Below are 25,288 nucleotides of genomic sequence, written 5' to 3'. Positions count from 1 at the left end.
TGGGAGTCCTTCCTGTGGGGGAGGGGAACGCGCGACGACCGGGCGGCCCTCTGTGCGGGTGAGGGCCGCCCGGCGCGGTACGCGGAGCCTTAGCGGGGACCTATTCGAGGAGCTCCGCGTACGAGCCCATGGCCAGGGCGATGTCGGCCTGGGCCCAGAACCGGTGGTACGTGAACGAGGGCGCGGCACCGCCCGCGAGATAGTTCTCGATCTTCGACCAGGCCGGGTCGTTCTTGTAGAAGGACCTGAGCGAGGCGAAGGTCGAGGAGGAGTTGATCGTGTCGCCGTTCGGCATCTTGCCGCTCCAGCCGCTCGGGACGTACACGCCGTCGTCGAAGCGGTTGTAGTCGGCGCGGGTCTCCGGCACGGCGATCCCGAGCGCGTCCTGGTGGTTCTTCCACATGCCGTCCAGCAGCGCCTTCGCCGTCGTCTTCGCCTCCGTGTCACCGGACCGGTCGGCGTAGTACGTCAGGGTCTTGGCGTACGAGGCCGCCACGCCGACGTCGTTGGTGTAGTCGGCGACGGTGACGTGAAGTCCGCTGTTGGCACCGGGACTTGACGCGTTCCAGGTGTCGGGCTGGCCCGACCACTGGAGCGTCGAGGGGATCTGGTAGGTGCCGTCCGGGTTGATCGTGGTCTTGGACAGCGCCCAGTCGACCCACTTGTCGAGGACCGCCTTGGCGGCCGCGTTCCCCGTCTGCTGGTAGTACTCGGCGACCCGCTCCATCGACCACGTCTGGAAGCCGAACCACTGGTTGGACGGCGGGTCGTGGTAGACGGGCTGCTCGTCGTAGTACATGCCGTAGAAGGTCGACTTGCCGGCCGGCGGGGTCGCGTACCGGCCCGCCCAGCTGTTGGTCGCGCCGCCCGCGATGGCACCCTCGTCGGACTGCAGCCAGCGGTAGAACTCAAGCTGCCTGTCGAGGGACTTCGCCCAGTCCGCCTGGCCCGTCGCCGACTTGGGCTTCAGCGGGGCGTAGTTGCTCAGCGCGTACGCCGCGAGCGGGTTCTGATAGCCGCCGTGGGCGTGGCTGGAGCCGATGCGCCAGGCCCAGCCCGCGTTGGTGTCGGTGGCGCCGCCCCAGGCGTAGTACCAGGAGAGCAGGTACATCGAGGCGTCCTTGCCGGTGCCGGCCGCGCAGGTGGACGGTCCGACACAGTTGCCGATCTTCTTGAAGTACTTGTCGTACATCGCGTAGCGCAGGTAGTCGCCCATCTTCGCGGCCTTGCCGACGGTCGCGGAGACAGCACTGCCCTTGCCCTGCTCCTTGGCCCAGACGTCCGCCCAGTACGCGGCCTGCACGGCGCGCGCGTCGGCGTCGGGGGCGTTGGTGAACTTCCACTGCTTGGCGTAGGACGCGTCCCCGGTGAACAGGTCCAGGTAGCCGTTCTTGCCGCCGTACTTGAAGGCGTCGCAGGTCGGCTGCGGCACCGTCTCCCACACCGACTCCTGCGCGCCGCGCTGGAAGGTGTTGATGTACGACGGGCCGGTGTCCGACGGACCCGCCTCGCACTTGCCGGGCGAGTTGCCGTAGCCGTAGACGTTGTCGACGTCCTGCAGCCAGTGCATACCGTAGACATCGGGCGTACCGTACGCGGTCTTCAGCTCACCGGCGATCGGGTCCGAGCCCGCAGAGACCCCGGAGTCCAGCTTCGCCGGGTACTCGTTGGGGGTGTCGAGCTCGGGCGCGTAGGTCCCCGGCTTGGACGCGTTGTAGAAGGAGTTGGTCGGCTGGTCGGCGTGAGTGGGGATCATGTACTTCTCCATGATCTCCCAGGCGCCGTTGAACTTGGTCCAGTCGCCCGTCACCTTGCCGTACATCGCCTGTAGCCAGAGCAGATAGCTGTAGGCCTCCGACGTGGTCTCGTGACCGTGGTCGGGAGCCTCGACGATCAGCGTCTCCACCGAGTGGTAGGGGATGCCCTCGGGTGAGAAGTAGCCGTTCGCCGGGTTGGTGATCTTGCCGTAGAGCTCCAGGAACCGGGCGTCGTACTCCTTGGTCGCCGCGATCTGGGTGGCCGTCACCGTGGCCTTGGCATGGCCGGTGGCCGTCGACTCGAAGGTCGCCGCACCGGTGCCGGAGGCGTTGCCGGTGATGGTCACCTTCTGCGCGGTGCTCCAGTTCGACGGGGTGAAGACGAGCGACGCGCCGCCGGTCACCGTGAGGCCCGTGTTGCCGCCGGTACGGGTGGTCGTCACGGTCACGTTCGCGGACGGCTGGGTCGACAGCTTCACGTCGTACGTGGCCGTCTTGCCCTGCTGCACGGGCAGTTGGGTCGGCGAGGCCACCACGGCGGGACCCGAGGCGACGGTGATGCCGACCGGCGTGGACTCCGCGGAGGCGCCGAGGCTGTCGTAGGCCTTCGCCAGCAGCGAATGACTGCCCACGGTCAAGCCAGAGGCGGACAGGGTGTACGGCGCGCTCGTGTCCGTGCCCAGCAGGGTCGTGTCGTCGTAGAACTCGACCTTGCTGATGGTCGCGCTGTCCGCGGCCGCGGCGGTGGCCGCGAGCGGGACCGCGTCGCCCTGCGAGTAGACGGCCCCGGCCGCGGGGCTGGTCAGCACGGTGATCGGCGGCTGGTGCGCGCCGGTGCAGGGCGTGCCGTTGACCGCGAAGGAGGTGGGGTCGGCGTTGGCGCCGCTGGTGAACTGCGCGCCCGTGTCCACCGCCGCCCCGGCGGCGATGTTCGCGTTGTAGGTCGCGTTCTTCACCGTGACCGACTGCCCGGACTGGGACCAGACGCCGCTCCACCCGTTGGACAGTTTCTGGTTGCCCGAGTAGGCGTACGTCAGCGTCCAGCCGTTGATCGGATCCGTGCCCCGGTTGGTGAGGGTCAGATAGGCGATGAAGCCGGAACCCCAGTCATTGGTCTTGTAGTCGACACTGCACTGAAGCGCTGCCGCCTGAGCGGGGGTCGATCCCGAACTCAACATCGTCAGCGGAAGGGCCAGGGCCGCCACCACGGCGGTCCACAGTCGCCGCGCGGTGCGGCGTCTGCCTCTGGGATGCATGTGCTGGTTCCTCCTTGCGGCTCGGAGATGTCAAGGCTTGAACCAGTGGGAGCGCTCCCATAGTGAGGACGAGGGTGCGAGGGGTCAAGATGTTTGAAGAGTCGAAAAGATTCGACCTGGAACAGTTGAGGGAAAGTCAGTGACGCCCCTGTTCTTTACTGACGCTTGGCGCTAACTTCGAGACACCAGTGGGAGCGGTTCCATCAGTCGACGCGTTGGTCACGACGCGCCTGAGCTGCAAGGAGTCGCTCATGCGACACCCCCCGCGTTCAGTACTTTTACCCGTCGCCGGCGCGGCCGCCCGCATAGGAGGCGTGACCGTTCCGGCGGTCACGGCCCAGGGCGCCACCCCTGCCTGCACGGTGGAGTACTCGGTCACCAGCCAGTGGGACACCGGCTTCCAGGGTGCCGTGAAGATCACCAACAACTCCGCGGCCCTGAGCGGTTGGAGCCTCGGCTTCGACTTCACAGGCGGGCAGCAGCTCACTCAGGGCTGGGGCGCCAAGTGGTCCCAGACCGGTACGACCGTGACCGCGTCCAACGAGAACTGGAACGGGCAGCTGGGCACCGGCGCCGGCGTCAGTGGCGGGTTCATCGCGTCCAAGTCCGCCGCCAACCCTGTACCGACGTCGTTCAGACTGAACGGCACCACGTGCAACGTCGACACCGAACCGACGCCCACACCGCCCCCGTCCGACCCGCCGGACACCGGTGACGAACCGCCCGCGCTGCACGTCTCCGGGAACAAACTCGTCGACGCGGGCGGGACATCCCGTCGCCTGCTCGGCGTGAACCGCTCCGGCGGCGAGTTCATGTGCGTCCAGGGGCGCGGCATCTGGGACGGACCGGTCGACGACGCCGCGATCAAGGCGATCGCGGACTGGAAGGCGAACGCGGTCCGCATCCCGCTGAACGAGGAGTGCTGGCTCGGGCTGTCCGACATCAAGCCCGAGTACGCCGGGGCGAACTACATCAACGCCGTCAAGGATCTGGTGGCGAAGGTGAAGGCGCACGGGATGACCCCCGTCGTCGAACTCCACTGGACCTGGGGCCAGTACACCGGCAACTCGGCCGGCTGCTCCGACGTGCACGCCGGCTGCCAGAAGCCGATGCCGGACATGCGGTACACGCCGTCGTTCTGGACCTCGGTGGCCAACACCTTCAAGAGCGACCCGGCCGTGGTGTTCGACCTGTTCAACGAGCCCTACCCGGACCGCGCCACCTCCACGACCACCCAGGCGTGGCAGTGCTGGCGTGACGGCGGGACCTGCCCCGGTATCGGGTACGAAGTCGCCGGTGTGCAGGATCTCGTCGACGCCGTACGGGCCACCGGTTCCAAGAACGTGATCCTGGCGGGCGGGATCGCGTACTCCAACGACCTGAGCCAGTGGCTCACCTACAAGCCCACCGACCCGACGGGCAACCTGGCCGCCGCCTGGCACGTGTACAACTTCAACACCTGCTCCAACGAGAGCTGCTGGAACTCCACGCTCGCGCCCGTCGCCACCCAGGTCCCCCTGGTCGCGGGGGAGATCGGCGAGAACACCTGCGCGCACTCCTTCATCGACCGGGTCATGAAGTGGTTCGACGACCGCGGCCTGTCCTACCTGGGCTGGACCTGGAACGCCTGGGACTGCTCCTCCTGCCCGTCCCTCATCGCCGGTTACGACGGAACCCCCACGTCGTTCGGTATCGGGCTGCGTGACCATCTGCGCGCCCTGAACGGATGAACCAGCACCACGCTCACCACCTTCACCACCCGCAATGAACACCCGCAACGGAGAAGGAAACCCCCACTCATGAGCCGTACCAGAACAGCGATGCTCGCCGCCATGGCGCTGGTCGCCGGGGCCTCCGGCACCGCGCTCGCCGTCGCGCCCTCGGGCAGTGGCCTCGCCGCCGTCCCCTGCACCGTCGACTACAAGGTGCAGAACCAGTGGGACACCGGCTTCACCGCCGCCGTCACCGTCACCAACAACGGAATCGCCAAGTCCAATTGGGCGGTGAAGTGGTCTTACGCGGGCAACCAGAAGGTCACCAACTTCTGGAACTCCAAGATCAGCCAGAGCGGGGCCGCCGTCACCGCCGCCAACGAGACCTACAACGGAACACTGGGGTCCGGCGGTTCGGTCAGCTTCGGCTTCCAGGGCACCTACAGCGGCAGCAACGCCATCCCGGACACCTTCACCCTCGACGGCGTGACCTGCAACGTCGACGGCGGTGGCGGCCCCACCGACCCGGGCCCGACCGACCCCGGCACCCCCTCCAGCAGGGTCGACAACCCGTACGCCGGCGCCAAGGTGTACGTGAACCCCGAGTGGTCCGCGAATGCCGCCGCCGAGCCGGGCGGCAGCCGGGTCTCCAACCAGCCGACCGGCGTGTGGCTGGACCGGATCGCCGCGATCAACGGCGCCGGCGGCAAGATGGGCCTGCGCGCCCATCTCGACGAGGCCCTGCGGCAGAAGGGCTCCGGCGAGATGGTCGTCCAGTTGGTCATCTACAACCTGCCCGGACGCGACTGCTCGGCCCTCGCCTCCAACGGCGAGCTCGGCCCCACGGAGATCGACAAGTACAAGACGCAGTACATCGACCCGATCAAGGCGATCCTCGCCGACTCGAAGTACGCCTCGCTGCGGATCGTCACCACCGTCGAGATCGACTCGCTGCCCAACCTGGTCACCAACACCGGCGGCCGGGCCACCGCCACCCCGCAGTGCGACGTGATGAAGGCCAACGGCAACTACCAGAAGGGCGTCGGCTACGCCCTGAACAAGCTCGGTGACGTGCCCAACGTCTACAACTACATCGACGCGGGCCACCACGGCTGGATCGGCTGGGACGACAACTTCGGTCCCAGCGCCACGCTGATGAAGGAGGCGGCCACCTCCGAGGGCGCCACCGTCAACGACGTCCACGGCTTCATCACCAACACGGCCAACTACAGTGCCCTGAAGGAGAACAACTTCACCATCACCGACTCCGTGGCCGGCAAGTCGGTCCGCGAGTCCAAGTGGGTCGACTGGAACCGCTACGTCGACGAGCTGTCCTACGCCCAGGCGTTCCGCAACCAGCTGGTGTCGACCGGGTTCGACTCCAAGATCGGCATGCTGATCGACACCTCCCGCAACGGCTGGGGCGGCTCGGCCCGGCCCACCGGCCCCGGTGCCATGACCAGCGTCGACACTTACGTCGACGGCGGCCGCTACGACCGCCGCCTCAACACCGGCAACTGGTGCAACCAGTCCGGTGCCGGTCTCGGCGAGCGGCCCAAGGCCAGCCCTGCGACCGGGATCGACGCCTACGTGTGGATGAAGCCGCCGGGGGAGTCCGACGGGGCCAGCAGCGCGATCTCGAACGACGAGGGCAAGGGCTTCGACCGAATGTGCGACCCGACGTACACGGGCAACCCGCGCAACGGCAACAACATGTCCGGCGCCCTGCCGAACGCGCCGCTGTCCGGGCACTGGTTCTCCGCCCAGTTCCAGCAGCTGATGCAGAACGCGTACCCCCCGCTGTCCTGATCCGCTGAACCCGGTCCGCCGGGGCCTCGGTCACTCCCCTCGACCGAGGCCCCGGCGGATCACGCGAAGCGTCCCCGGACCATGCCGTTTTTTGCTGCCCCGGCAACAGCAGTGGCTCTCGCGCGGTGCGTCGGCGCAGGCTGGCGTCACACCGAGCGAGAGGCTGTCCACCATGGCGCACGACCACAACCACAACCACACCGACATCGACTGGGCCGAGATGGCCCCGCACCTGGAATCCCAGGCCGAGCTCTACGCACCCCTCTACGAACGGGCCCTCGCCTGGCTGGGCAAGGAGGTGACCGAGCCGGGACTGATCGTCGACGCGGGCAGCGGACCCGGCGTCGTCTCCTGTCTGTTCGCCGAGGTCTTCCCGGGCGCCCGCGTGGTCGCCGTGGACGGCTCCGCACCCCTTCTGGAACGCGCCCGGGCACGGGCCGAGCGGCTCGGGTACGGCGACCGCTTCGACACCCTGGCCGGTGAACTGCCCGGCGTTCTCGGTGAGTTGGACTACCCGGCCGACCTCCTGTGGGCGGGCCGGAGCCTGCACCACCTCGGTGACCAGCGCACCGCCCTCACCGCCTTCGCCGAGCGGCTCGCACCCGGCGGGACGGTGGCGCTCATGGAGGGCGGCCTCTCTCCGCGGTTCCTGCCCCGCGACATCGGCATCGGCCGTCCCGGCCTGCAGGCGCGGCTGGAGGCGGCGGAGCAGGAGTGGTTCAACCGGATGCGCGACGACCTGCCGGGCTCCGTCGCCGAGACCGAGGACTGGCCGGCCCTGCTGGCCGCCGTGGGACTGAAGCACACCCGCACCCGCAGCTTCCTCCTCGACCTGCCCGCCCCGGCCTCCGACCGGGCCCGCGCCTACATCGCGGCCTCCCTGTCCCGGTTGCGCGACGGCCTGGCCGGCGACCTCGACGCCGACGACCGCGCCACCCTCGACCGGCTCCTCGACGCGGACGACGAGGCGAGCGTGCACCGGCGGTCCGACGTCTTCGTGCTGGCGGCACACACCGTGTACACGGCGGTCCGGGCGCAGTAGCCGGAGCCCGGCAGCATGTCGGCCCCTTGACTTCGAGAGCGCTCCAAGTGATGGACTCACCCGCGTTCACCACGAAACAGGGGGCACCGCATCATGATCGACTCTCGGGTCGCACTCATCACCGGCGGCGGCAGCGGCATCGGCGCCGCTGTCGCACGGCAGCTGCTGGAGGCCGGGTGGCGGGTGACCGTCACCGGCCGCGGTGCGGAGCGGCTGCGCGGCTTCGCCGAGGAACTCGGCAACCCGGAGGGGCTGTTGACGGTCGTCGGCAACACGGCCGAGTACGACGACATACGGTCGGCGGTCGACCGTACGCTGAAGGAGTTCGGGCGACTGGACACCGTCGTCGCCAACGCCGGTTCCGCCACCCACGACTCGGTCGCCGAGGGCGACCCGGCCGGCTGGACCGACATGGTGCTGACCAACGTCCTCGGGCCCGCGTTCCTCATCCGGGCCTCCGTCGAGGCGCTGAAGGAGTCCCGCGGCCGGATCGTCCTGGTCGGCAGTGTCGCCGGGTTCGTGCCCACGCCGGGCAACCTCTACGGGGCGACGAAGTGGGCGGTGACCGGTCTCGCCGAGAACACGCGCCGTCAGGTCACCGAGTGGGGCATCGGCGTCACGCTGGTCGCTCCCGGCCGGGTGGAGACCCCGTTCTGGGACGACCTCGGCAGCCTGCCGCCCGGCCACCTCCTCACCGCCGACCAGATCGCCGACTCGGTGGTGTGGGCGATCCGGCAGCCTGAGGGGGTCGACGTCAACACCGTAGTCGTACGGCCGATCGGGCAGCCCAACTGAGTAAGACACGTGTGCCCCGGACCCGTACGCAACGGATCCGGGGCACAGGCCTGCCGTGTGACCGGGTCAGCCCTGGTTGAACGTAGCCGGGTCCGGACCCAGGCGCCGGTCCTCGTTGAGCGCGCTGATCGCCGCCAGGTCCTCGGTGTCCAGCGAGAAGCCGAAGACGTCGATGTTCTCCTTGATCCGCGACGGCGTCACGGACTTCGGGATCACCACGTTGCCCAGCTGAAGATGCCAGCGCAGTACGACCTGGGCCGGGGTGCGGCCGTGCTTCTGGGCGATGGCCACGATCGCCGGAACCTCCAGCAGGCCCTTGCCCTGGCCGAGCGGCGACCAGGCCTCGGTGGCGATGCCCTGCTGCGCGTGGTACTCGCGGGAGGCGTGCTGCTGCAGGTGCGGGTGCAGCTCGATCTGGTTGACCGCCGGGACGATCGACGTCTCACCGGCCAGCCGCTCGAGGTGCTCCGGCAGGAAGTTGGAGACACCGATGGCCCGCACCCGGCCGTCGGCGTGGAGCTTCTCGAACGCCTTGTAGGTGTCGACGTACTGCTCCTTGGCCGGACGCGGCCAGTGGATCAGGTACAGGTCGAGGTAGTCCAGCCCGAGCTTCTCCAGCGAGGTGTCGAAGGCTCGGAGGGTGGAGTCGTACCCCTGGTCGGTGTTCCAGAGCTTGGTGGTGACGAAGATGTCCTCGCGGGGGAGGCCGGAGGCCGCGATGGCCTTGCCGGTCCCCTCCTCGTTGCCGTAGATCGCCGCTGTGTCGATGCTGCGGTACCCGGCCTCGAGCGCGGCGGCGACGGCTTGCTCCGCCTCGTCGTCCGGCACCTGCCACACACCGAAGCCGAGTTGGGGCATCTCGACGCCGTTGTTCAGGATGATCGGGGGGACCTTGCTGCTCACGAGCTCTTGATCCTTCGGTTGTCCGTCGGGTGGTACATCCCATGGTCAACGATCACGGGGTGTGATGTATTCCTGACCCCCGAAATCCATCCCAATCCATCGGGGCCGAACGGGAGGCAGGGGCAGCAGCGCGGAGCCGGCCGGAGGTTGGCCGAAACACATCCGACGTCTATGGTCCGGACCATTGACCCGCGCCGCCGCGTACCGCGACTCTGTATGGCGCTGACGAGCGATCCAATGAACTTGGTACACCCAAGTGAACGCCACCCTGCGAGGTGATTAGTGTCATGAGCACGTCAAGAAGGAGATTGCTGGGTGCCGCCCTCGGCGGCGCGGCGGGAGCCGCGGTCGGTCTGCCGGCCGCGACCACGGCGCACGCCGCCTCCTGGCAGCAGAAGTGGGCGCCGTCCGCGAGCCGTGACGGCCTGGGCGCCTTCGAGACCGTCGAGGACGACCGCGCGGACTCGCACACCGCCGGACAGCCGCACATCTACGCCACCGGTGACAACTGGCGCTTCAACATGCACACGGTCGACCGCGACACGTCGACCGACCGCCAGCGGCAGGAGGTCACCGGACTGCGCACCGGCAGCAGCAGCTATCTCAAGTGGACCCAGGGCCAGACCTGGCGGGTCACGTACTCCATGTACATCCCGAGCTCGCTGAAGGCGACCACCACCTTCACGCACATCATGCAGATGAAGCAGCCGGGCGCCGGCAGCTCGCCGATCGTCGTGCAGTCCCTGCGCCGGGTCAACGGCAAGCAGACCATCGAGCTGAAGCTCGCCATCGACGACATCCTGGTCGGCCGCACCGATCTGGACCCGCTGCACGACACATGGACCGACGTCGATTTCCAGATCAAGGTCGGCAACGGCTCGGCGGGCTCGGTCCGCTGGATCCTCAAGAGCGGCGGCTCGACGGTCATCGACGCCTCGAAGACCGGCGTCGACACCTTCCTCGCCGACCGCGTGCGCCCCAAGTGGGGCATCTACCGCTCCCTCGGCGACACCTCCGGATCCCTGCAGAACACCTACCTCCTGCTCACCAACCTCCGCGGCTACCAGCTCGGGTGAGGAGCCCCTCCCCATGACGACCCACGTCCAGACGACAGGCTTCACCCGCGTCACCCCCGTCAGATCACTGGTCCTGGCCGTGGTCGGACTGCTGATCGCCTCAGTGGTACCGCTGCTGGCCGCCGCCCGCCCCGCGGCCGCCTCCGACAACGGCCAGTCCATCCGGCCCGCCATGGGCTGGAGCAGCTGGAGCTTCACCCGCCGCTGGCCGACCGAGGCGAAGATCAAGGCCCAGGCCGACGCGCTCGTCTCCAGCGGCCTCAAGAACCACGGCTTCGTCTACGTCAACCTCGACGACTTCTGGCAGAAGTGCGACGACAACGGCTTCGTCGTCGACTCCTACGGCCGCTGGGCCGTGGACACCGCCAAGTTCCCCGGCGGCATCAAGGCACTGGCCGACTACATCCACTCCAAGGGCCTGAAGTTCGGCTTCTACGTGACACCCGGCATCGCCAAGAACGCCGTCACCAGGAACACGCCGATCGAGGGGACCTCGTACCACGCGAAGGACATCGCGGACACGTCGAAGACGGAGAAGAACTACAACTGCAAGAACATGTACTACATCGACTACGGGAAGCCGGGCGCGCAGGAGTTCGTGAACTCCTGGGCGCGGCAGTTCGCCTCCTGGGGAGTCGACTACCTCAAGATCGACGGGGTGGGCAGCCAGGACGTCCCCGACGTACAGGCCTGGGACAAGGCGCTGCGCGCCACCGGACGGCCCATCAACTACGCGCTGTCCAACAACCTCGCGATCGCCGACGCCTCCACCTGGCGCAAGCACGCGAACAGCTGGCGCACCCAGGGCGACGTCGAGTGCTACTGCGGTCCGGGCGACAACGGCAGCGGCTATCCGCTCACCGACTGGTCCCACGTCTCCTCCCGTTTCAACACCGCGGCCTCCTGGCAGCCGCACGCCGGTCCGGGCGGCTGGAACGACCTCGACTCCCTGGAGATCGGCAACGGTGACCGGGTGGGACTCACCGCCGACCAGCGCCGGTCCCACTTCACCCTGTGGGCGATGGCGGCCTCGCCGCTGCTGCTCGGCACCGACCTGACCGATCTCGACCCGGTCGACAAGGCGATGCTGACCAACGACCGGCTCATCGGGGTCAACCAGGACGGCGTCGCCGCCAAGCGGATCGTGAGCAGCGGCGTCAAGCAGGTCTGGAGCAAGAAGGAGAGCGACGGCCAGTACGTGGTGGCCCTGTTCAACACCGGTACGTCCGGCAACACGACGGTCGCCGTGGACTGGTCGAAGGTCGGCTTCACCGGCTCCGGTGACGTCACCGACCTGTGGTCCGGCTCCCACAAGGGCGTGATCGACGACTCCTACAGCGCGACCCTGCGGCCCGGCGAGACCCGGCTGATCCGCGTGAAGCCGGTCAACTCCCTGAAGAGCGCGGCCGCTGCACCGGGCATGGCCGTCGCCCCCTACGAGTACCTCGGCTGGGGCAGCCCGCAGAACCCCACCTCGGTGATGTCGGCGACCGGCGTCAAGTGGTTCACGCTCGCGTTCATCCTCTCCGACGGCGGCTGCAACCCGAAGTGGGACGGCTCGCGCCCGCTGACCGGCGGCACCGACCAGTCGAAGATCAACGCGATCAGATCAGCCGGGGGTGACGTCATGGTCTCCGTCGGTGGCTGGAGCGGGAACAAGCTCGGCGAGAAGTGCTCCAGCGCCTCGGCGCTCGCGGGCGCGTACCAGAAGGTGATCGACGCGTACCGGCTGAAGGCCCTCGACATCGACATCGAGAACACCGAGTGGTCCAACGCCACCGTGCGGCAGCGTGTCGTCGACGCGCTGAAGACCGTGAAGGCGAACAACCCCGGCCTGAAGACCGTCATCACCTTCGGCACCACCACCAGCGGCCCCGACTCCACCGGCGTCGACATGATCAAGCGGGCCGCGAACTCCGGTCTGGCGAACGACGTCTGGTGCATCATGCCGTTCGACTTCGGCGGCGGCACCACGAACATGGGCGCCCTGACCACGCAGGCCATGGAAGGGCTCAAGGCACGGGTCAAGTCGGCGTACGGCTACAGCGACGCCACCGCCTACGCCCACATCGGGCTGTCCTCGATGAACGGCAAGACCGACGACTCGGGCGAGCGGGTCCGCCTCGCCGACTTCGAGACCATGCTCGCCTATGCCCAGCAGCACCACATCGGGCGCCTCACCTACTGGTCCGTCAACCGCGACCGTCCCTGCGGCTCGGGCACCGACGGCGACGCGTGCAGCGGAGTCTCGCAGCAACCGTACGACTACCTCAAGGTCTTCACCCGGTACACGGGCTGAGGGGACACCACCATGAAACGACCCACCAGAGCACTGGCGTGGGGCCTCCCCCTGGCCCTCGCCGTGCCGCTCGTCGGCCTCACCGGGGGCAGCGCCCGGGCGGCCACCGACTACCAGGCCGAGGACGCCGCCATCTCCCAGGGCGCCGTCGCCACCAACCACACCGGCTACACCGGCACCGGCTTCGTCGACTACACCAACGTCACGGGCTCCTATGTGGAGTTCACGGTGAGCGCGACCGCCACCGGGACCTCGTCGCTCGCCCTCCGGTACGCCAACGGGACCGCCACGGACCGGCCGATGGACATCTCCGTGGGCGGCACCGTGGTCGCCTCCGGCGTGTCCTTCCCGGCCACCGCCGACTGGAACACCTGGGCGACGAAGACCGTGAACGTGCCGCTGAATGCCGGGTCCAACAAGATCCGCGCGACCGCCACCACCGACGGCGGCGGCCCCAACCTGGACCGCGTCGGCGTCGCGGCGGCGGCCGACACCCAGGCGCCCACCCGCCCCGGCGTGCCCAGGTGTTCGGACATCGGCGAGAACGGCCTGACCCTCGCCTGGGGGGCCGCCACGGACAACGTGGGCGTGACGGCGTACGACCTCTACGAGCACGGCAACAAGATCAGTGAGGCGTCCGGGAGTTCGGTCTCCAAGGTGTTGACCGGCCTCACGCCCGACACGACGTACAACCTCACCGTCATCGCCCGGGACGCGGCCGGCAACACCTCCGCCGCGAGCCCGGTCGTCGACTGCACGACCAGACCGAGCTCCGACACCGCACCGCCGACCAAGCCCGGCACGCTGTCCGCGGCCGGCATCACGTCGAACGCCGTCGACCTGACCTGGGGCGCCTCGACGGACGACCGGGCGGTCGTCGCGTACGACGTGCGCAGCGGCACCACGGTCTACAAGACGGTCACCAGCGGCACGTCGACCACCCTCACCGGCCTCGCCTGCGACAGCCCGTACGCCCTGAACGTCGTCGCGCGCGACGCGGCGGGCAACGTCTCCGCGCAGAGCAACACGGTGAACCTCACGACCAAGGCGTGCGCCACCGACGGCGGCGTCCCGTCGTCCGTCTCCACCCTGTCCACGGGCTGGACGATCCCGTGGGGCACCTCCTGGCTGCCCGACGGACAGTCCGCCCTGGTCACCGAGCGGGACGACTTCCGCGTCTGGAAGGTCACGACGGCCGGCGCGAGGACCCAGGTGGGGACCGTTCCCAACGCCGTCACCACCAACGGCGAGGGCGGGCTCCTCGGCGTCGCGGTCGACCCCAAGTGGGCGACCAACCACCGCGTCTACTTCATGCACACCGCGTCCGAGGGCAACCGCGTGGTCCGTATGACGTACGACGGCACGAAGCTCAGCGACTACACGGTGCTGCTCCAGGGCATCAAGAAGAACCGCTACCACAACGGCGGCCGCCTCGCCTTCGGCCCCGACGGCTATCTCTACGTCTCCACCGGCGAGGCCCAGACACCCGATCTAGCCCAGGACAAGGACTCCCTCAACGGCAAGATCCTGCGCATGACGACGGACGGGAAGGCGGCCCCCGGCAACCCGTTCGGGAACTACGTCTACAGCTACGGGCACCGCAACCCGCAGGGCCTCGCCTTCGACCGCAACGGCCGGTTGTGGGAGGCGGAGTTCGGCAACAGCTCCAAGGACGAGCTGAACCTGATCAAGCCGGGCGGCAACTACGGCTGGCCCACCTGCGAGGGCAACTGCAACGTCTCGGGGATGACGAACCCCAAAGCCACCTGGAACGTCTCCGAGGCCTCGCCCAGCGGCATCGCCATCGTCCGTAACGTCGTCTACATGGCGTCCCTGCGCGGCGAACGCCTGTGGCGGATCCCGATCAACGGCGACAACGAGAGCGTCGGCACCCCCTCGGCGTACTACGTCGGCACCTACGGCCGCCTGCGCACGGTCACCAAGGTGCCGGGCGCCGACCAGCTGTGGCTGTCGACCACCAACAGCGACAACAACGGAGGTGAGGCGGACGGCTCGGACAAGATCTTCCGGGTCGGCATCAGCTAGGCATCGGCCGGAGATCGCCTACGCCCGGTACAGCGCATCGACCTCGTTGGCGTAGGCGTTCTCGATCGCCTTGCGTTTCAGCTTCAGTGACGGAGTCAGCAGGCCGTGCTCCTCGGTGAACGGCTGGGCGAGGATGCGGAAGGTGCGGATCGACTCGGCCTGCGACACGAGGGTGTTGGCGGCGACCACCGCGCGCCTGACCTCCGTCTCCAGGTCTGGATCGTGCACCAGTTCGGCGGATGTCAGCTGGGGCTTGTTCCGCATCTGCAGCCAGTGCTCGACGGCCTCCTGGTCGAGGGTGACCAGGGCCGCGATGTACGGGCGGTCGTTGCCGACGACGATGCACTGGTTGACCAGCGGATGGTCCCGGACGCGTTCCTCGAGCAGTCCCGGGGCCACGCTCTTGCCGCCGGACGTGACAAGGATCTCCTTCTTGCGGCCGGTGATGGTGAGGTAGCCGTCCTCGTCGAGGGCGCCCAGGTCGCCGGTGGCGAGCCAGCCGTCGTGCAGGGCCTCATCGGTGGCCTTGGGGTTGTTGAGATAGCCCTGGAAGATGTTGTCGCCGCGCAGCCAGATCTCGCCGTCGTCCGCGATGTGCACGGTCATACCGGGGATGGGCTGGCCCACGGTGCCGTAGCGGGTGCGCTCGGGAGGGTTGGCGGTCGCGGCCGCGGTCGACTCGGTGAGGCCGTAGCCCTCGAAGATCTGCACGCCCGCGCCCGCGAAGAAGAGCCCGAGCCTTCGGTCCATCGCCGAACCGCCGGACATGGCGTGCCGGACCCGGCCGCCCATCGCGCCGCGCACCTTGGAGTAGACGAGCTTGTCGAAGAGCTGGTGCTGCACGCGCAGACCTGCCGACGGGCCGGGCCCGACGCCCCAGGCCTTCGCCTCTGTCGCCTCGGCGTACTTCACGGCGATGTCGACGGCCTTCTCGAACGGGCCGGACCTGCCCTCCCGCTCGGCCTTGCGGCGGGCCGCGTTGAAGACCTTCTCGAAGATGTACGGCACCGCGAGGAAGAACGTCGGCCGGAACGCGGCCAGGTCGGGCAGCAGCGCCGCCGCGTTCAGCTGTGGCTGGTGGCCGAAGCGGACCTTGCCGCGGATCGCGGCGACCTGCACCATCCGCCCGAAGACGTGCGCGAGGGGCAGGAACAGCAGGGTCGCCGCCTCGTCGCCCCGCTTGGAGTGGAACACCGGCTCCCAGCGCTCGCGGACCGTGTCCGCCTCCATCATGAAGTTGCCGTGCGAGATGACGCAGCCCTTGGGGCGGCCCGTGGTGCCGGAGGTGTAGATGATCGTCGCGACCGACTCGGGGGTGACCGCCTGCCGGTGCCGGTGGACGACGTCGTCGCCGACGTGGGCGCCGGAGTCGTAGAGCTCCTGGACGCAGCCGGAGTCGAGCTGCCACAGCTCGCGCAGCTGTGGCAGCCGGTCGATGACCGTGGCGATGGTCATCGCGTGGTCCTCGTGCTCCACGATCGCCGCGGTCACCTCGGCGTCGTACAGCATCCAGAAACACTGCTCGGCGGAGGACGTGGGATAGATCGGAATCACCTGGGCGCCGATCGTCCACAGCGCGTAGTCGAACAGCGTCCACTCGTAGCGGGTACGGGACATGATGGCGACCCGGTCACCGAAGCGGATGCCCCGGGCCAGCAGGCCCTTGGCCAGGGCGAGCACCTCGTCGCGGAACTCGGCGGCGGTCACGTCCCGCCACTGGCCCAGCTCGTCCTTGCGGCCGAGCGCGATGTACAGCGGGTCCTCCTGGGCGTGTTGGAAGACGACGTCGGCCAGACCGCCCACCGGCGGTGCCAACGTCAACGGAGGGTTGGTGTACTCGCGCAAACCCGCTCCCGCTCTTGACGCTCCGCACAGCGCCGTGAAAGCTACCCCACCCGGTGACGGGGCGGGAGGGGTCGTGAACGCGAGCAACGCTCTTGTATGCGCTGGTCAGTGCCGGAAAATGGGCTCACATGCGGAAGGGTCGGACAGAAAACTGACGATTGAGTAAGTTTCGGTGCCGTAATCTCCACCGAATCGGCACGACCCGATCACGGCATGTGAGCCCTTTCCGGAAGGTCAGGGACGGGGCGCGACCTCCTCTTCCTCCAGCGTCAAAACGGCGGATTCCGTTACGCCGGCCCGCTGGGCGCGGGGTGTCCTGACCAGGGTGAGGACCAGGATCCCGGCGACCGTGGCCACCAGCCCCGCCGTCACCGCGACGGTGCCGAGCCCCGAGGCGAAGGCGCCCCGAAGGGTGTGTTCGGGGAAGGTGCCGCGCAGGGTTCCGGCGGCGCCGCCCGCCAGCGCGTGCGCCGCGTCGTGCGGCAGGGTCCCCCGCATGTCCGACGTGAGCAACGTGCCGAAGACGGCGACCCCGAGCGCGTAGCCCAGCTGGCGGAAGGTGTTGACCGCGCCGCCGGCCATCCCCGCGCGCTCCGGCTCCACCGCGGCCAGCGCGGCCCCCGCGATCCCGGGCGTCACCAGCCCCGTCCCGACGCCGACCAGCACCAGCCCCGGCACCAGCGCGCCCGCCCCCGACCCCGCGTCCAGCCCCGCCATGCAGAACTGGCCCGCGCCCGTCAGCAGCAGCCCGCCCCCGACCGTGTACCGCGCCGGCACCCCGTGCAGCAGCCGGCCCCCGGCCAGCGCCACCACGAACGAGGCCAGCGACAGCCACAGGAAGACCGCCCCACCGCGCACCGGACTCATCCCGAGCACGGTCTGCAACCAGATCGAGGTGTACGCCAGGGCACCGAACGCCGCCGCGTTGAAGGCGAACGCGCCCACCATCACCCCGGAGAACGCCGGCTTCAGGAACAGCAGCGGATCCAGCAGCGGGTCGGTGCCCCGCCGCTCGACCACGACGAAGCAGACCAGCGCCACCGCCGCGAGCGCGAACGACACCAGCGTGCCGCTCTCCGTCCAGCCGTGCGCACCGGCCCGTACCGCCCCGTAGGTCACCGCGCCCGCCGCTGCCGCGAAGGTCGCCGTGCCCGCCCAGTCGACACGGCGGCCGCGCGGCCCCCGCGACTCGGGAACCACCCGCAGCGTCAGCCAGAACGCGGCCACGCTCACCGGGAGGTTCACGTAGAAGATCCACCGCCAGCCCGGCCCGTCGGTGAGCAGTCCGCCGAGCACCGGGCCGACCGCGGCTGCCGCGCCGCTGACCGCACCCCACACCCCGAGCGCCACCGACCGCCGCTTCCCCTGGTAGACCGAGCCCAGCAGCGGCAGCGTCGTGGCGAACATCGCCGCCGCGCCCAGGCCCTGCACCGCCCGCGCGGCGACCAGCATCTGCGGGCCGCTCGCCAGCCCGCACAGCAGCGAGGCCACCGCGAACACCGCGACGCCCACCACATGCACCCGGCGCCGCCCCAGCACGTCGGCCGCCGCCCCCACTCCGAGCAGCAACGCGGCCAGCGCCAGCGCGTACCCGTCCATCACCCACTGCAGATCGCTCAGCGACGCGTCCAGCGCCCGCGCCATGTCCGGCAGCGCGACGATCGCGATCGTCACGTCCAGCAACAACATGAACGTCCCCAGACACACCGCTGTCAGCGGCCCCCATGTGCGCATGTCCCACTCCCTCGTCGATGGATGCGTACACCCGAACGATGCGTAGAGGGCGGACGATCGCAGTGGAAATGCCCGTACGATCGCCGGAACCCGACACTGGAGGCCACTATGAAGATGGAATCCGACACCCTCGACCCCTTGGACCTCCAACTGCTGGCCGCCCTGGAGGTCGACGGCCGGGCCTCCTTCAGCCGTCTCGGAGCGGTCCTCGGCGTCTCCGACCAGACGATCGCGCGCCGCTACCGCAAGCTGTGCGCCGAGGCGGGCCTGCGGATCGTCGCCCTCCGGGACGCCGAACGGCTCGGCCAGGACCAGTGGATGCTGCGCCTGCGCTGCGCCCCGGACAGCGCCACCGTCATCGCGGACGCCCTCGCCAAGCGGTACGACACCTCCTGGATCGGACTCGCCTCGGGCGGCACCGAGATCATCTGCATGACCCGCCCGCGCCGCCCGGACGACCACGACGACCTCCTCCTCGGCAAACTCCCGCGCACCCCGAGCGTCGTGGAGATCCGGGCCCATCAACTGCTGCACCGCTTCTACGGCGGCCCCAACGGCTGGACGCGCAAGTTCGGCGCCCTCACCGACGACCAGCTCGACGCCCTGCGCCCCGACCACCGCCCGCCCACCGGACCGGCCCGCATCGAACCGGAGGACGAACCCCTGCTCGCCGTCCTCGAACGCGACGGCCGCGCCTCCTACCCCGAACTCCAGCGCGCCACCGGCCGTTCCGAGTCCGCCGTCAAACGCCGTCTGGCCGCGCTGCTCGCCTCCGGCGCCGTGTACATCGATGTCGAGTACCACTCCGAGACCATCGGCTACCCCCTCGCGGCCGCCCTGTGGATCACCACCACGCCCGGCGCCCTGCACTCCGTGGGGGAGGCCCTCGCCGGCCACGACGAGGTCGCCTTCGCCGCCGCCACGGCCGGCCCCTCCCACCTCGTCGTCACGACCGTCGTGCGTGACACCGCCGGCCTGTACGCCTACCTCAGCGGCCCGATCGGGCGCCTGGAGGGCGTCCAGCACGTCGAGTCGAGCCCGTTCCTGCGCCGGGTCAAGCAGTTGACGTACCAACGGCCCGACCGCAATGCGAAGGCGCGGACGGTCAGAGCGGCAGCACCATGATCAGACGGTGCCGGCCCGGACCGAAGCAGTCGCGGCTGTTCATCGTGGAGACGCCCGAGCACATCGACCGACCGCTGGAGGAACCGCGGGACCAGCGGGAACTGCTGGGGCTCCAGGTGAAGATCGTCGCGCTTTCGACGCTCCCACACCACCTGCGGATCTTCCCGGTGCACCACTTCGTCGTCTTCGACAACGCGCTCTCCTACGAGGTGGTGCTCGGCGTGGACGGGATGGACGCGAAGACGACGCCGACCGTCGAGAGGGACCGGGGCCGGCAGAACGCCCAGTGCTTCAACGACCGCTGGGAGGCCGCGACCCCGTAGCCACCAGCCGTCTCCCGCCGGCCAGGATCGCCGACGCCAGCGCGTCCGCGGCGTCCTGCGCGGAGGCGCGGCGGCGGCCGTGGACGACGACGAAGTCGACACCGCCGAGCTCCGGCAGTCCCGCCCGCTCACGCACCCGCACCAGGCCCGGCGGAATCAGACCGCGCGAGTGCGCCATCACGCCCAGCCCCGCCCGGGCCGCCGCGACCAGTCCGTTCAGGCTGCCGCTGGTGCACGCGACGCGCCACTCGCGGCCCTGGCGCTGCAGGGCCTCCAGGGCGAGGGCGCGGGTGATGCCGGGCGGTGGATAGACGATGAGCGGGACCGGCCGGGTGGGGTCCAGGCGCAGCCGTTCCGCGCCGATCCACACCAGCTCGTCCTGCCAGACCAGCTCCCCGCGCGGGTCCTCGGGGCGCCGCTTGGCCAGCACCAGGTCCAGCTTCCCGGCCGCGAGCTGCTCGTGCAGCGTGCCCGACAGCTCGACGGTCAGCTCCAGGTCGACCTCGGGATGGTCGTGGCGGAAACCCTCGAGGATCTCCGGCAGCCGGGTCAGCACGAAGTCCTCCGACGCGCCGAAGCGCAGCCGGCCCCGCAGCCGGGTGCCGGTGAAGAACGCCGTCGCCTGCTCGTGCACCTCCATGAGCCGCCGGGCGAAGCCGAGCATCGCCTCACCGTCCTCGGTCAGCTCCACCGAGTGGGTGTCCCGGGTGAACAGCTGCCGTCCGGTCGCGTCCTCGAGCCGCCGCACGTGCTGGCTCACCGTGGACTGACGCAGGCCCAGCCGCCGGGCGGCCTGCGTGAAGCTCAGCGTCTGGGCCACCGCGAGGAAGGTACGCAGATGGGAGGGGTCGTACACGCCTACCACCGTACCCGGTCATCACAGAACGCGATGACAGTCAGAGCGGTATGACGGATTCCCGATCACGGAGTCGAGGAGCACGATGGAGAGGGGCCCCTGGGTCCCGTTCTGTGAAACGAACGAGCAAGTGGAGCACCGTGAAACGCCTGCGCTGGCCGAGCCGGCTGCCGATCGACCCGTACATCCTGCTCCTGCTCGGGACGGTGGGCCTGGCGGCCCTCTTCCCCGCGCGCGGCACGGGCGCCGACCTCGCCTCCGGCGCCTCCACCGCGGCGATCGCCTTCCTCTTCTTCCTGTACGGAGCCCGCCTGTCCACCCGCGAGGCCCTCGACGGCCTCAAGCACTGGCGGCTGCACGTCACCGTGCTGGCCTGTACCTTCGTGATCTTCCCGCTGCTGGGCCTGGCCGCCCGCGGCCTGGTCCCGGTCCTCCTGACCCACCCGCTCTACCAGGGCCTGCTCTTCCTGACCCTGGTCCCGTCGACCATCCAGTCGTCGATCGCCTTCACCTCCATGGCCAGGGGCAACGTGCCCGCCGCGATCTGCGCGGGCTCCTTCTCCTCCGTCGTCGGCATCGTCGTCACCCCGCTGCTCGCCGCCGCGCTGCTCGGCAACAGCGCCGGCGGGTTCTCCGCCGACTCCCTCCTCTCCATCGTGCTTCAGCTGCTCGTGCCGTTCCTGGCGGGACAGCTGCTGCGCCGGTGGATCGGCGGCTTCGTCACCCGGCACAAGAAGGTCCTCGGCCTCGTCGACCGAGGCTCGATCCTCCTCGTCGTCTACACCGCGTTCAGCGCGGGCATGGTCCAGGGCATCTGGCACCAGGTCAGCGCGGTCCGCCTCGGCGGGCTGCTCCTCGTCGAGGCCGTCCTGCTCGCGGTGATGCTGCTGCTGACCTGGTACGGCGGCAAGGCGCTGCGCTTCGGCCGGGAGGACCGGATCGCGATCCAGTTCGCCGGCTCCAAGAAGTCCCTCGCCTCCGGACTGCCCATGGCGAGCGTCCTGTTCGGCGCGCACGCCTCACTGGCCGTGCTGCCGCTGATGCTCTTCCACCAGATGCAGCTGATGGTCTGCGCGGTGATCGCCAAGCGCCGGGCGCGCGACCCGGAGGCGGCGCCGGCCGGGGCGATCGAGCCGACGGCAGGACCCCGCACCACGGCGGGTACGGGGTCGCCGTCGCGTTGATGCCCGTTGTACGTCAGCGCCCGCCGCTCACCCGGTCCAGGGGCAGCCACAGGACACTGCCCCGGCCGGCGCCGAGCTGTTGGCGGCCTGCCAGTTCGGCGCCGCTCAGGGCCCGGTCCCACACGTGCACGTCGTCGATGGCGCCGGTGAAGAAGGCCCGGCCGTCCATGCGCTGGCCGACATGCACGCCGAACGGTGAGTTGCGGCTGACCGAGCCGAGCACGTCCGGCGTGCTGATCGCCGTACCGTCGACGAACAGGGTGAGCCGGCCCCCGCCGCGCCGCAGCGCCAGGTGGTGCCACTCGCCGTCGTTGTAGGCGCCGTCGGTGCGCAGGTACGCCGACCGTGGGGGCGAGGCGCCGTCGCGTACGGTGATCAGGCCCTGGAGGCGGTTGTTGGCGGGCTCACCGCGCAGCCAGACCTGCGGCTGGTTCGTGCCGATGCCGCCCATCCACAGCAGGGGCTGTTCGCCGGTGGTGGCGGTGTAGCGGAACCACAGCGAGGCGGTGAAGTCCTTCGTGCCGAGCGGCAGTCCGCTGCGGTACGGCAGGCGTACGGCGTCGTCGGCGCCGTCGAAGGAGAGCGCGCCGCCGAAGACGCCGTCCGTCTCCTCGGCGCCCCCGAGGACGGGGGCGGGCTTCGTGAGCGACGCCAGGTCGAGCGTGGTCGGGTCCGGGCCGCGGCGCGGCTTCAGCCAGTCCTCGGTGAAGCGGGCGAAGCGGATCTCGTCGCGGGCGTCGACGGCACCGCCCTCGTACAGCAGGCCCACCGCGTCCCCGCCGATGTGCACCAGGTCGGAGTAGCCCGACCAGTCCGTGGTCACGACGGTGCCGCGGTCCACGCTGTCCCAGGTGCGGCCGCCGTCGTAGGAGGAGCGGATCATCATGGTGCGGCGCCGGTCGGGGTCGCCCGGGCAGGCCAGCAGGATGCGGTTGCCGAGGCGCAGCATCGAGCCCTGGACCTGCGGGGTGTAGAGGTCCGGGAGGTCCTGGAAGGGGGCGGCGAAGCTGTTGCCGCCGTCGCGGCTGACGGCCTGGGTGCGGTGGCCGAGGTCGGTGCCGTCCTGCTCACGGCCGCTGACGAGGACGGAGCCGTCGGCGCGCTCGGCCAGGGTCACCTCGGACGGTTTCTGGCGGAAGACGCCGTCGGCTCCTATCGGCCACGAGTCGGTCGCGCCGACCTTCCAGTGGTCGCCGCCGTCGTCGCTGACGATGAGCGCGGCGTGGTTGGCGCTCACCCGGCTGCCGTTCCACGTCTCGGTGTTGACCCCGAACACCAGCCGCCCGGCGTGCTTGCCCCGGGTCAGCTGGATGCCGTGGACGGGGCCGGTGGCGTACCAGGAGTTCCAGTTCCCGGGCAGGATCTCGTCGCTCAGGTCGCGCGGCTTTGACCACGTCACGCCGTCGTCGTCGCTGTACTGCAGGTGTGGGGTGCGGTCGCAGGGCACCTCGCAGCCCGCGCTGTCCGTACGGCCCGTGTTGTACGTCTCCGCCAGCAGGATGCGGCCGGTCTCACGGTCCACGACCGGCGCGGGGTTGCCGTGGGTGTCGCCGTCGCCCTCGTTGACCACCTGGAGCGGGCCCCAGGTACGGCCGCCGTCGGTGGACCGCTTGAGCACGATGTCGATGTCCGCGGCGTCGCCGCAGTTGAGGACCCGCCCCTCGGCGAACGCGAGGAGCGTGCCGTCGGTCGTCCGCACGACCGCGGGGATGCGGAAGCAGGCGTAACCGGGGTCCTGGGAGGCCTTGAAGAGGATCTGCTGCTCCAACGGGGTTTTGGTGGTGCCCGGTTGGGCCTGTGCTGCCGGGCCCGGGAGCGAGAACAGTGCGGCGGCCGCCGCGATCAGGGCGGCCAGGGTGGTTCTGAGTCCTGCGCGAACACTTGACGGCATGGTACGACCTGCCCTTCAGTGTCTGGACATTCGGACATCCTACGTCCAACGTGCGTGCCACAGACGTTAGTTGGCGTCTTCGGGGCCTCACAAGAAGCGTGCGTCAGGGGATCAGGACGACTTTGCCCGTGTTGGCCCGCGACTCGATCGTCTCGTGCGCCTTGGCCGCGTCCTCCAGGGCGAACTCCCCGTGCACGGCGGGCCGTACGGACCCGTCGGCGAACAGCTGCCACAGTTCCCGCAGCCACCGCTCGTACAACTCCGGCTCACCGCGCGCGATCCGCGCCATCTGGAACCCGATCACGGACTTGGCGCCCACCAGGAGGTCGTACGCCCGGATCGTCCCGCCGCCCGAGCTGTACGCCACCAGCCGTCCGCCGGGGGCGAGGGCCGCGACGGCCGGGGTGAGCAGCTCGCCGCCCACCGCGTCGAGGACGTAGTCGACGGGCTCGCCCCAGCTCTCGTCGCCGTAGCCGATCACCTCGTCCGCGCCGAGCGAACGCACGAAGCCGGCCTTGGCCGGGTCGGAGACCGCACCGACGACCCGAGAGGCGCCCCGGTGGCGCGCGAGCTGCACGGCCAGGTGTCCGACCCCGCTCGCCGCGGCCGTGACCAGGGCCGATTCACCGGGCTCCGGGCCTGCCGCCGTGAGCGCGCCGAGGGCGACCAGGCCGCTGCGGACGAGGGCGACCGCATCGACGGCCGAGGCGTCCTCGGGCACCGGCGAGGCCATCGCCTCGTGCAGGGTCGCGTAGTCGGCGTAGCCGTGTCCGAAGCAGAGCCCCGTCACGCGGTCGCCGGTCCGCAAGCGGGTGACGCCGTCCCCGACCGCCACGACCTCCCCGGCGATCTCGCCTCCGAGGGGGACCGGCTCGGCGGCTTCGGTGACCTTGCGGACGACCGGCAGGGTGACGCCGACCGCCTCGCAGCGCACGAGGATCTCACCGGGGCCGGGCTCGGGGACGGGGGCCTCTTCGAGGAAGAGGGGGCCGCCGGGGGACTCGTAGCGGACGCGGCGCATCGCACCTCCGGGGTCGCCGGGCGCTCCGCGCATTCGTGGGGAGCACCCATGACATCGTTGGGAATCCCAACGGTAACGAACGATCATTGGGAAGTCCAATAATCATTCGTTAGGCTTCCGGTATGGCCGAAGCACCTCTCCCCGCGATCCGCTCACTGCCCAGCTGGCTCCTCGGCCGGGCGGCCGCCCGGGGACGGGCCCTGGTGGCGGAGGCGCTGGCCGCGGAGGGCATGAAGATGTGGCACCACGTCGTGCTCTCCGCCGTCCGTGATCTCGCGCCCGTCGCCCAGGCGGACGTCGGCCGCGCTGTCCGACTCGATCCGAAGGATCTGGTCGGCATCCTCAACGACCTTCAGTCCGCCGGACTCGTCGTGCGCGAGCCGGACCCCACGGACCGCCGCAAGAACGCGGTGTCCCTGACGGAGGAGGGCGCAAGGATGCTGACCCGCTGCGAGAAGGTCGCCCGCGAGGCGAACGACGTGCTGCTGGATCCGCTCTCACCGGCCGAACGTGAGCGGTTCATGGGCCTGTTGACCCGGATCTCGGGCACGGCGGACTGACCGCCGACGGACACACCGGCGCCTGAGACGGCGCCCCCTGCGGCGCAGGGAACG

The 25,288-nt window shown here is 69.8% G+C and carries 18 protein-coding genes; 11 read left to right on the top strand and 7 right to left on the bottom strand.

Annotated features, from left to right (window positions below):
• Positions 1–100 precede the first annotated feature (100 nt).
• The gene (locus tag AC067M_RS18965; RefSeq protein WP_478698130.1) at positions 101–3,013 is read right to left on the bottom strand and encodes a glycoside hydrolase family 48 protein; all 2,913 of its coding nucleotides are present in this window, start codon (positions 3,011–3,013) and stop codon (positions 101–103) included.
• Positions 3,014–3,264: 251 nt separating this feature from the next.
• Here AC067M_RS18965 and AC067M_RS18960 point away from each other — a divergent pair, with 251 nt between their 5' ends.
• The 4 genes from AC067M_RS18960 to AC067M_RS18945 all read left to right on the top strand — a co-directional run bounded on the left by AC067M_RS18960 (position 3,265) and on the right by AC067M_RS18945 (position 8,371).
• Complete coding sequence (locus AC067M_RS18960) at positions 3,265–4,743, top strand: cellulase family glycosylhydrolase (protein WP_478698129.1); 1,479 nt, start codon at positions 3,265–3,267, stop codon at positions 4,741–4,743.
• Positions 4,744–4,812: 69 nt separating this feature from the next.
• Positions 4,813–6,534 (top strand): glycoside hydrolase family 6 protein, encoded by a 1,722-nt coding sequence (locus AC067M_RS18955; protein WP_478698128.1) that lies wholly within the window; start codon positions 4,813–4,815, stop codon positions 6,532–6,534.
• A 172-nt stretch (positions 6,535–6,706) separates the two neighbouring features.
• Entirely contained in the window at positions 6,707–7,576 is an 870-nt protein-coding gene (locus AC067M_RS18950; protein WP_478698127.1) for a class I SAM-dependent methyltransferase, read from the top strand.
• Between the two features lie 93 nt (positions 7,577–7,669).
• Positions 7,670–8,371 carry an SDR family oxidoreductase gene (locus AC067M_RS18945; RefSeq protein ID WP_478698126.1) on the top strand — a complete coding sequence of 234 codons (702 nt, stop codon included), beginning with the start codon at positions 7,670–7,672 and terminating at the stop codon, positions 8,369–8,371.
• A 66-nt stretch (positions 8,372–8,437) separates the two neighbouring features.
• On the opposite strand, the gene AC067M_RS18940 is transcribed toward AC067M_RS18945, so the two are convergent.
• A complete protein-coding gene (locus tag AC067M_RS18940; protein WP_478698125.1) occupies positions 8,438–9,274 on the bottom strand; it encodes an aldo/keto reductase in 837 nt (278 codons plus the stop codon).
• 287 nt (positions 9,275–9,561) lie between these two features.
• On the opposite strand from AC067M_RS18940, the gene AC067M_RS18935 reads away from it, so the two are divergent.
• Genes AC067M_RS18935 through AC067M_RS18925 form a run of 3 tightly spaced genes read left to right on the top strand, consistent with a single transcriptional unit; the run spans position 9,562 to position 14,695 of the window.
• Positions 9,562–10,350 (top strand): Tat pathway signal sequence domain protein, encoded by a 789-nt coding sequence (locus tag AC067M_RS18935; RefSeq protein WP_478698124.1) that lies wholly within the window; start codon positions 9,562–9,564, stop codon positions 10,348–10,350.
• 13 nt (positions 10,351–10,363) lie between these two features.
• Positions 10,364–12,649: an alpha-galactosidase gene (locus AC067M_RS18930; RefSeq protein ID WP_478698123.1), complete on the top strand. Its 2,286-nt coding sequence runs from the start codon at positions 10,364–10,366 to the stop codon at positions 12,647–12,649.
• 12 nt (positions 12,650–12,661) lie between these two features.
• A complete protein-coding gene (locus AC067M_RS18925) occupies positions 12,662–14,695 on the top strand; it encodes a PQQ-dependent sugar dehydrogenase (protein WP_478698122.1) in 2,034 nt (677 codons plus the stop codon).
• 18 nt (positions 14,696–14,713) lie between these two features.
• Here the strand turns inward: AC067M_RS18925 and AC067M_RS18920 are convergent, their stop codons facing one another.
• Positions 14,714–16,540 (bottom strand): AMP-dependent synthetase/ligase, encoded by a 1,827-nt coding sequence (locus tag AC067M_RS18920; RefSeq protein ID WP_478698121.1) that lies wholly within the window; start codon positions 16,538–16,540, stop codon positions 14,714–14,716.
• Between the two features lie 234 nt (positions 16,541–16,774).
• A complete protein-coding gene (locus AC067M_RS18915; RefSeq protein WP_478698120.1) occupies positions 16,775–18,274 on the bottom strand; it encodes an MFS transporter in 1,500 nt (499 codons plus the stop codon).
• Between the two features lie 108 nt (positions 18,275–18,382).
• Between AC067M_RS18915 and AC067M_RS18910 the strand changes: the two genes are divergently transcribed.
• Positions 18,383–19,399 carry an Lrp/AsnC family transcriptional regulator gene (locus AC067M_RS18910; RefSeq protein ID WP_478698119.1) on the top strand — a complete coding sequence of 339 codons (1,017 nt, stop codon included), beginning with the start codon at positions 18,383–18,385 and terminating at the stop codon, positions 19,397–19,399.
• Entirely contained in the window at positions 19,396–19,722 is a 327-nt protein-coding gene (locus AC067M_RS18905) for a hypothetical protein (protein WP_478698118.1), read from the top strand. Before AC067M_RS18910 ends, AC067M_RS18905 begins: the two co-directional genes overlap by 4 nt.
• On the opposite strand, the gene AC067M_RS18900 is transcribed toward AC067M_RS18905, so the two are convergent.
• The gene (locus tag AC067M_RS18900) at positions 19,691–20,578 is read right to left on the bottom strand and encodes a LysR substrate-binding domain-containing protein (protein ID WP_478698117.1); all 888 of its coding nucleotides are present in this window, start codon (positions 20,576–20,578) and stop codon (positions 19,691–19,693) included. The genes AC067M_RS18905 and AC067M_RS18900 overlap by 32 nt on opposite strands.
• Before the next feature lie 140 nt (positions 20,579–20,718).
• Here AC067M_RS18900 and AC067M_RS18895 point away from each other — a divergent pair, with 140 nt between their 5' ends.
• Positions 20,719–21,762 carry a bile acid:sodium symporter family protein gene (locus AC067M_RS18895; RefSeq protein WP_478698116.1) on the top strand — a complete coding sequence of 348 codons (1,044 nt, stop codon included), beginning with the start codon at positions 20,719–20,721 and terminating at the stop codon, positions 21,760–21,762.
• A gap of 13 nt (positions 21,763–21,775) precedes the next feature.
• On the opposite strand, the gene AC067M_RS18890 is transcribed toward AC067M_RS18895, so the two are convergent.
• Together AC067M_RS18890 and AC067M_RS18885 are read right to left on the bottom strand one after the other, a co-directional pair.
• Positions 21,776–23,653 (bottom strand): exo-alpha-sialidase, encoded by a 1,878-nt coding sequence (locus AC067M_RS18890; RefSeq protein WP_478698115.1) that lies wholly within the window; start codon positions 23,651–23,653, stop codon positions 21,776–21,778.
• 103 nt (positions 23,654–23,756) lie between these two features.
• Entirely contained in the window at positions 23,757–24,674 is a 918-nt protein-coding gene (locus AC067M_RS18885) for a quinone oxidoreductase family protein (protein WP_478698114.1), read from the bottom strand.
• 122 nt (positions 24,675–24,796) lie between these two features.
• Between AC067M_RS18885 and AC067M_RS18880 the strand changes: the two genes are divergently transcribed.
• Positions 24,797–25,234, top strand: a complete 438-nt coding sequence (locus AC067M_RS18880) for a MarR family winged helix-turn-helix transcriptional regulator (protein WP_478698113.1) — start codon at positions 24,797–24,799, stop codon at positions 25,232–25,234.
• The last annotated feature ends 54 nt before the right edge of the window (positions 25,235–25,288 follow it).

It is taken from the genome of Streptomyces sp. NPDC043427, assembly GCF_056436655.1.
The sequence above is the reverse complement of the archived record's forward strand: the minus strand, read 5'-3'. Positions and strand labels throughout refer to the sequence as shown.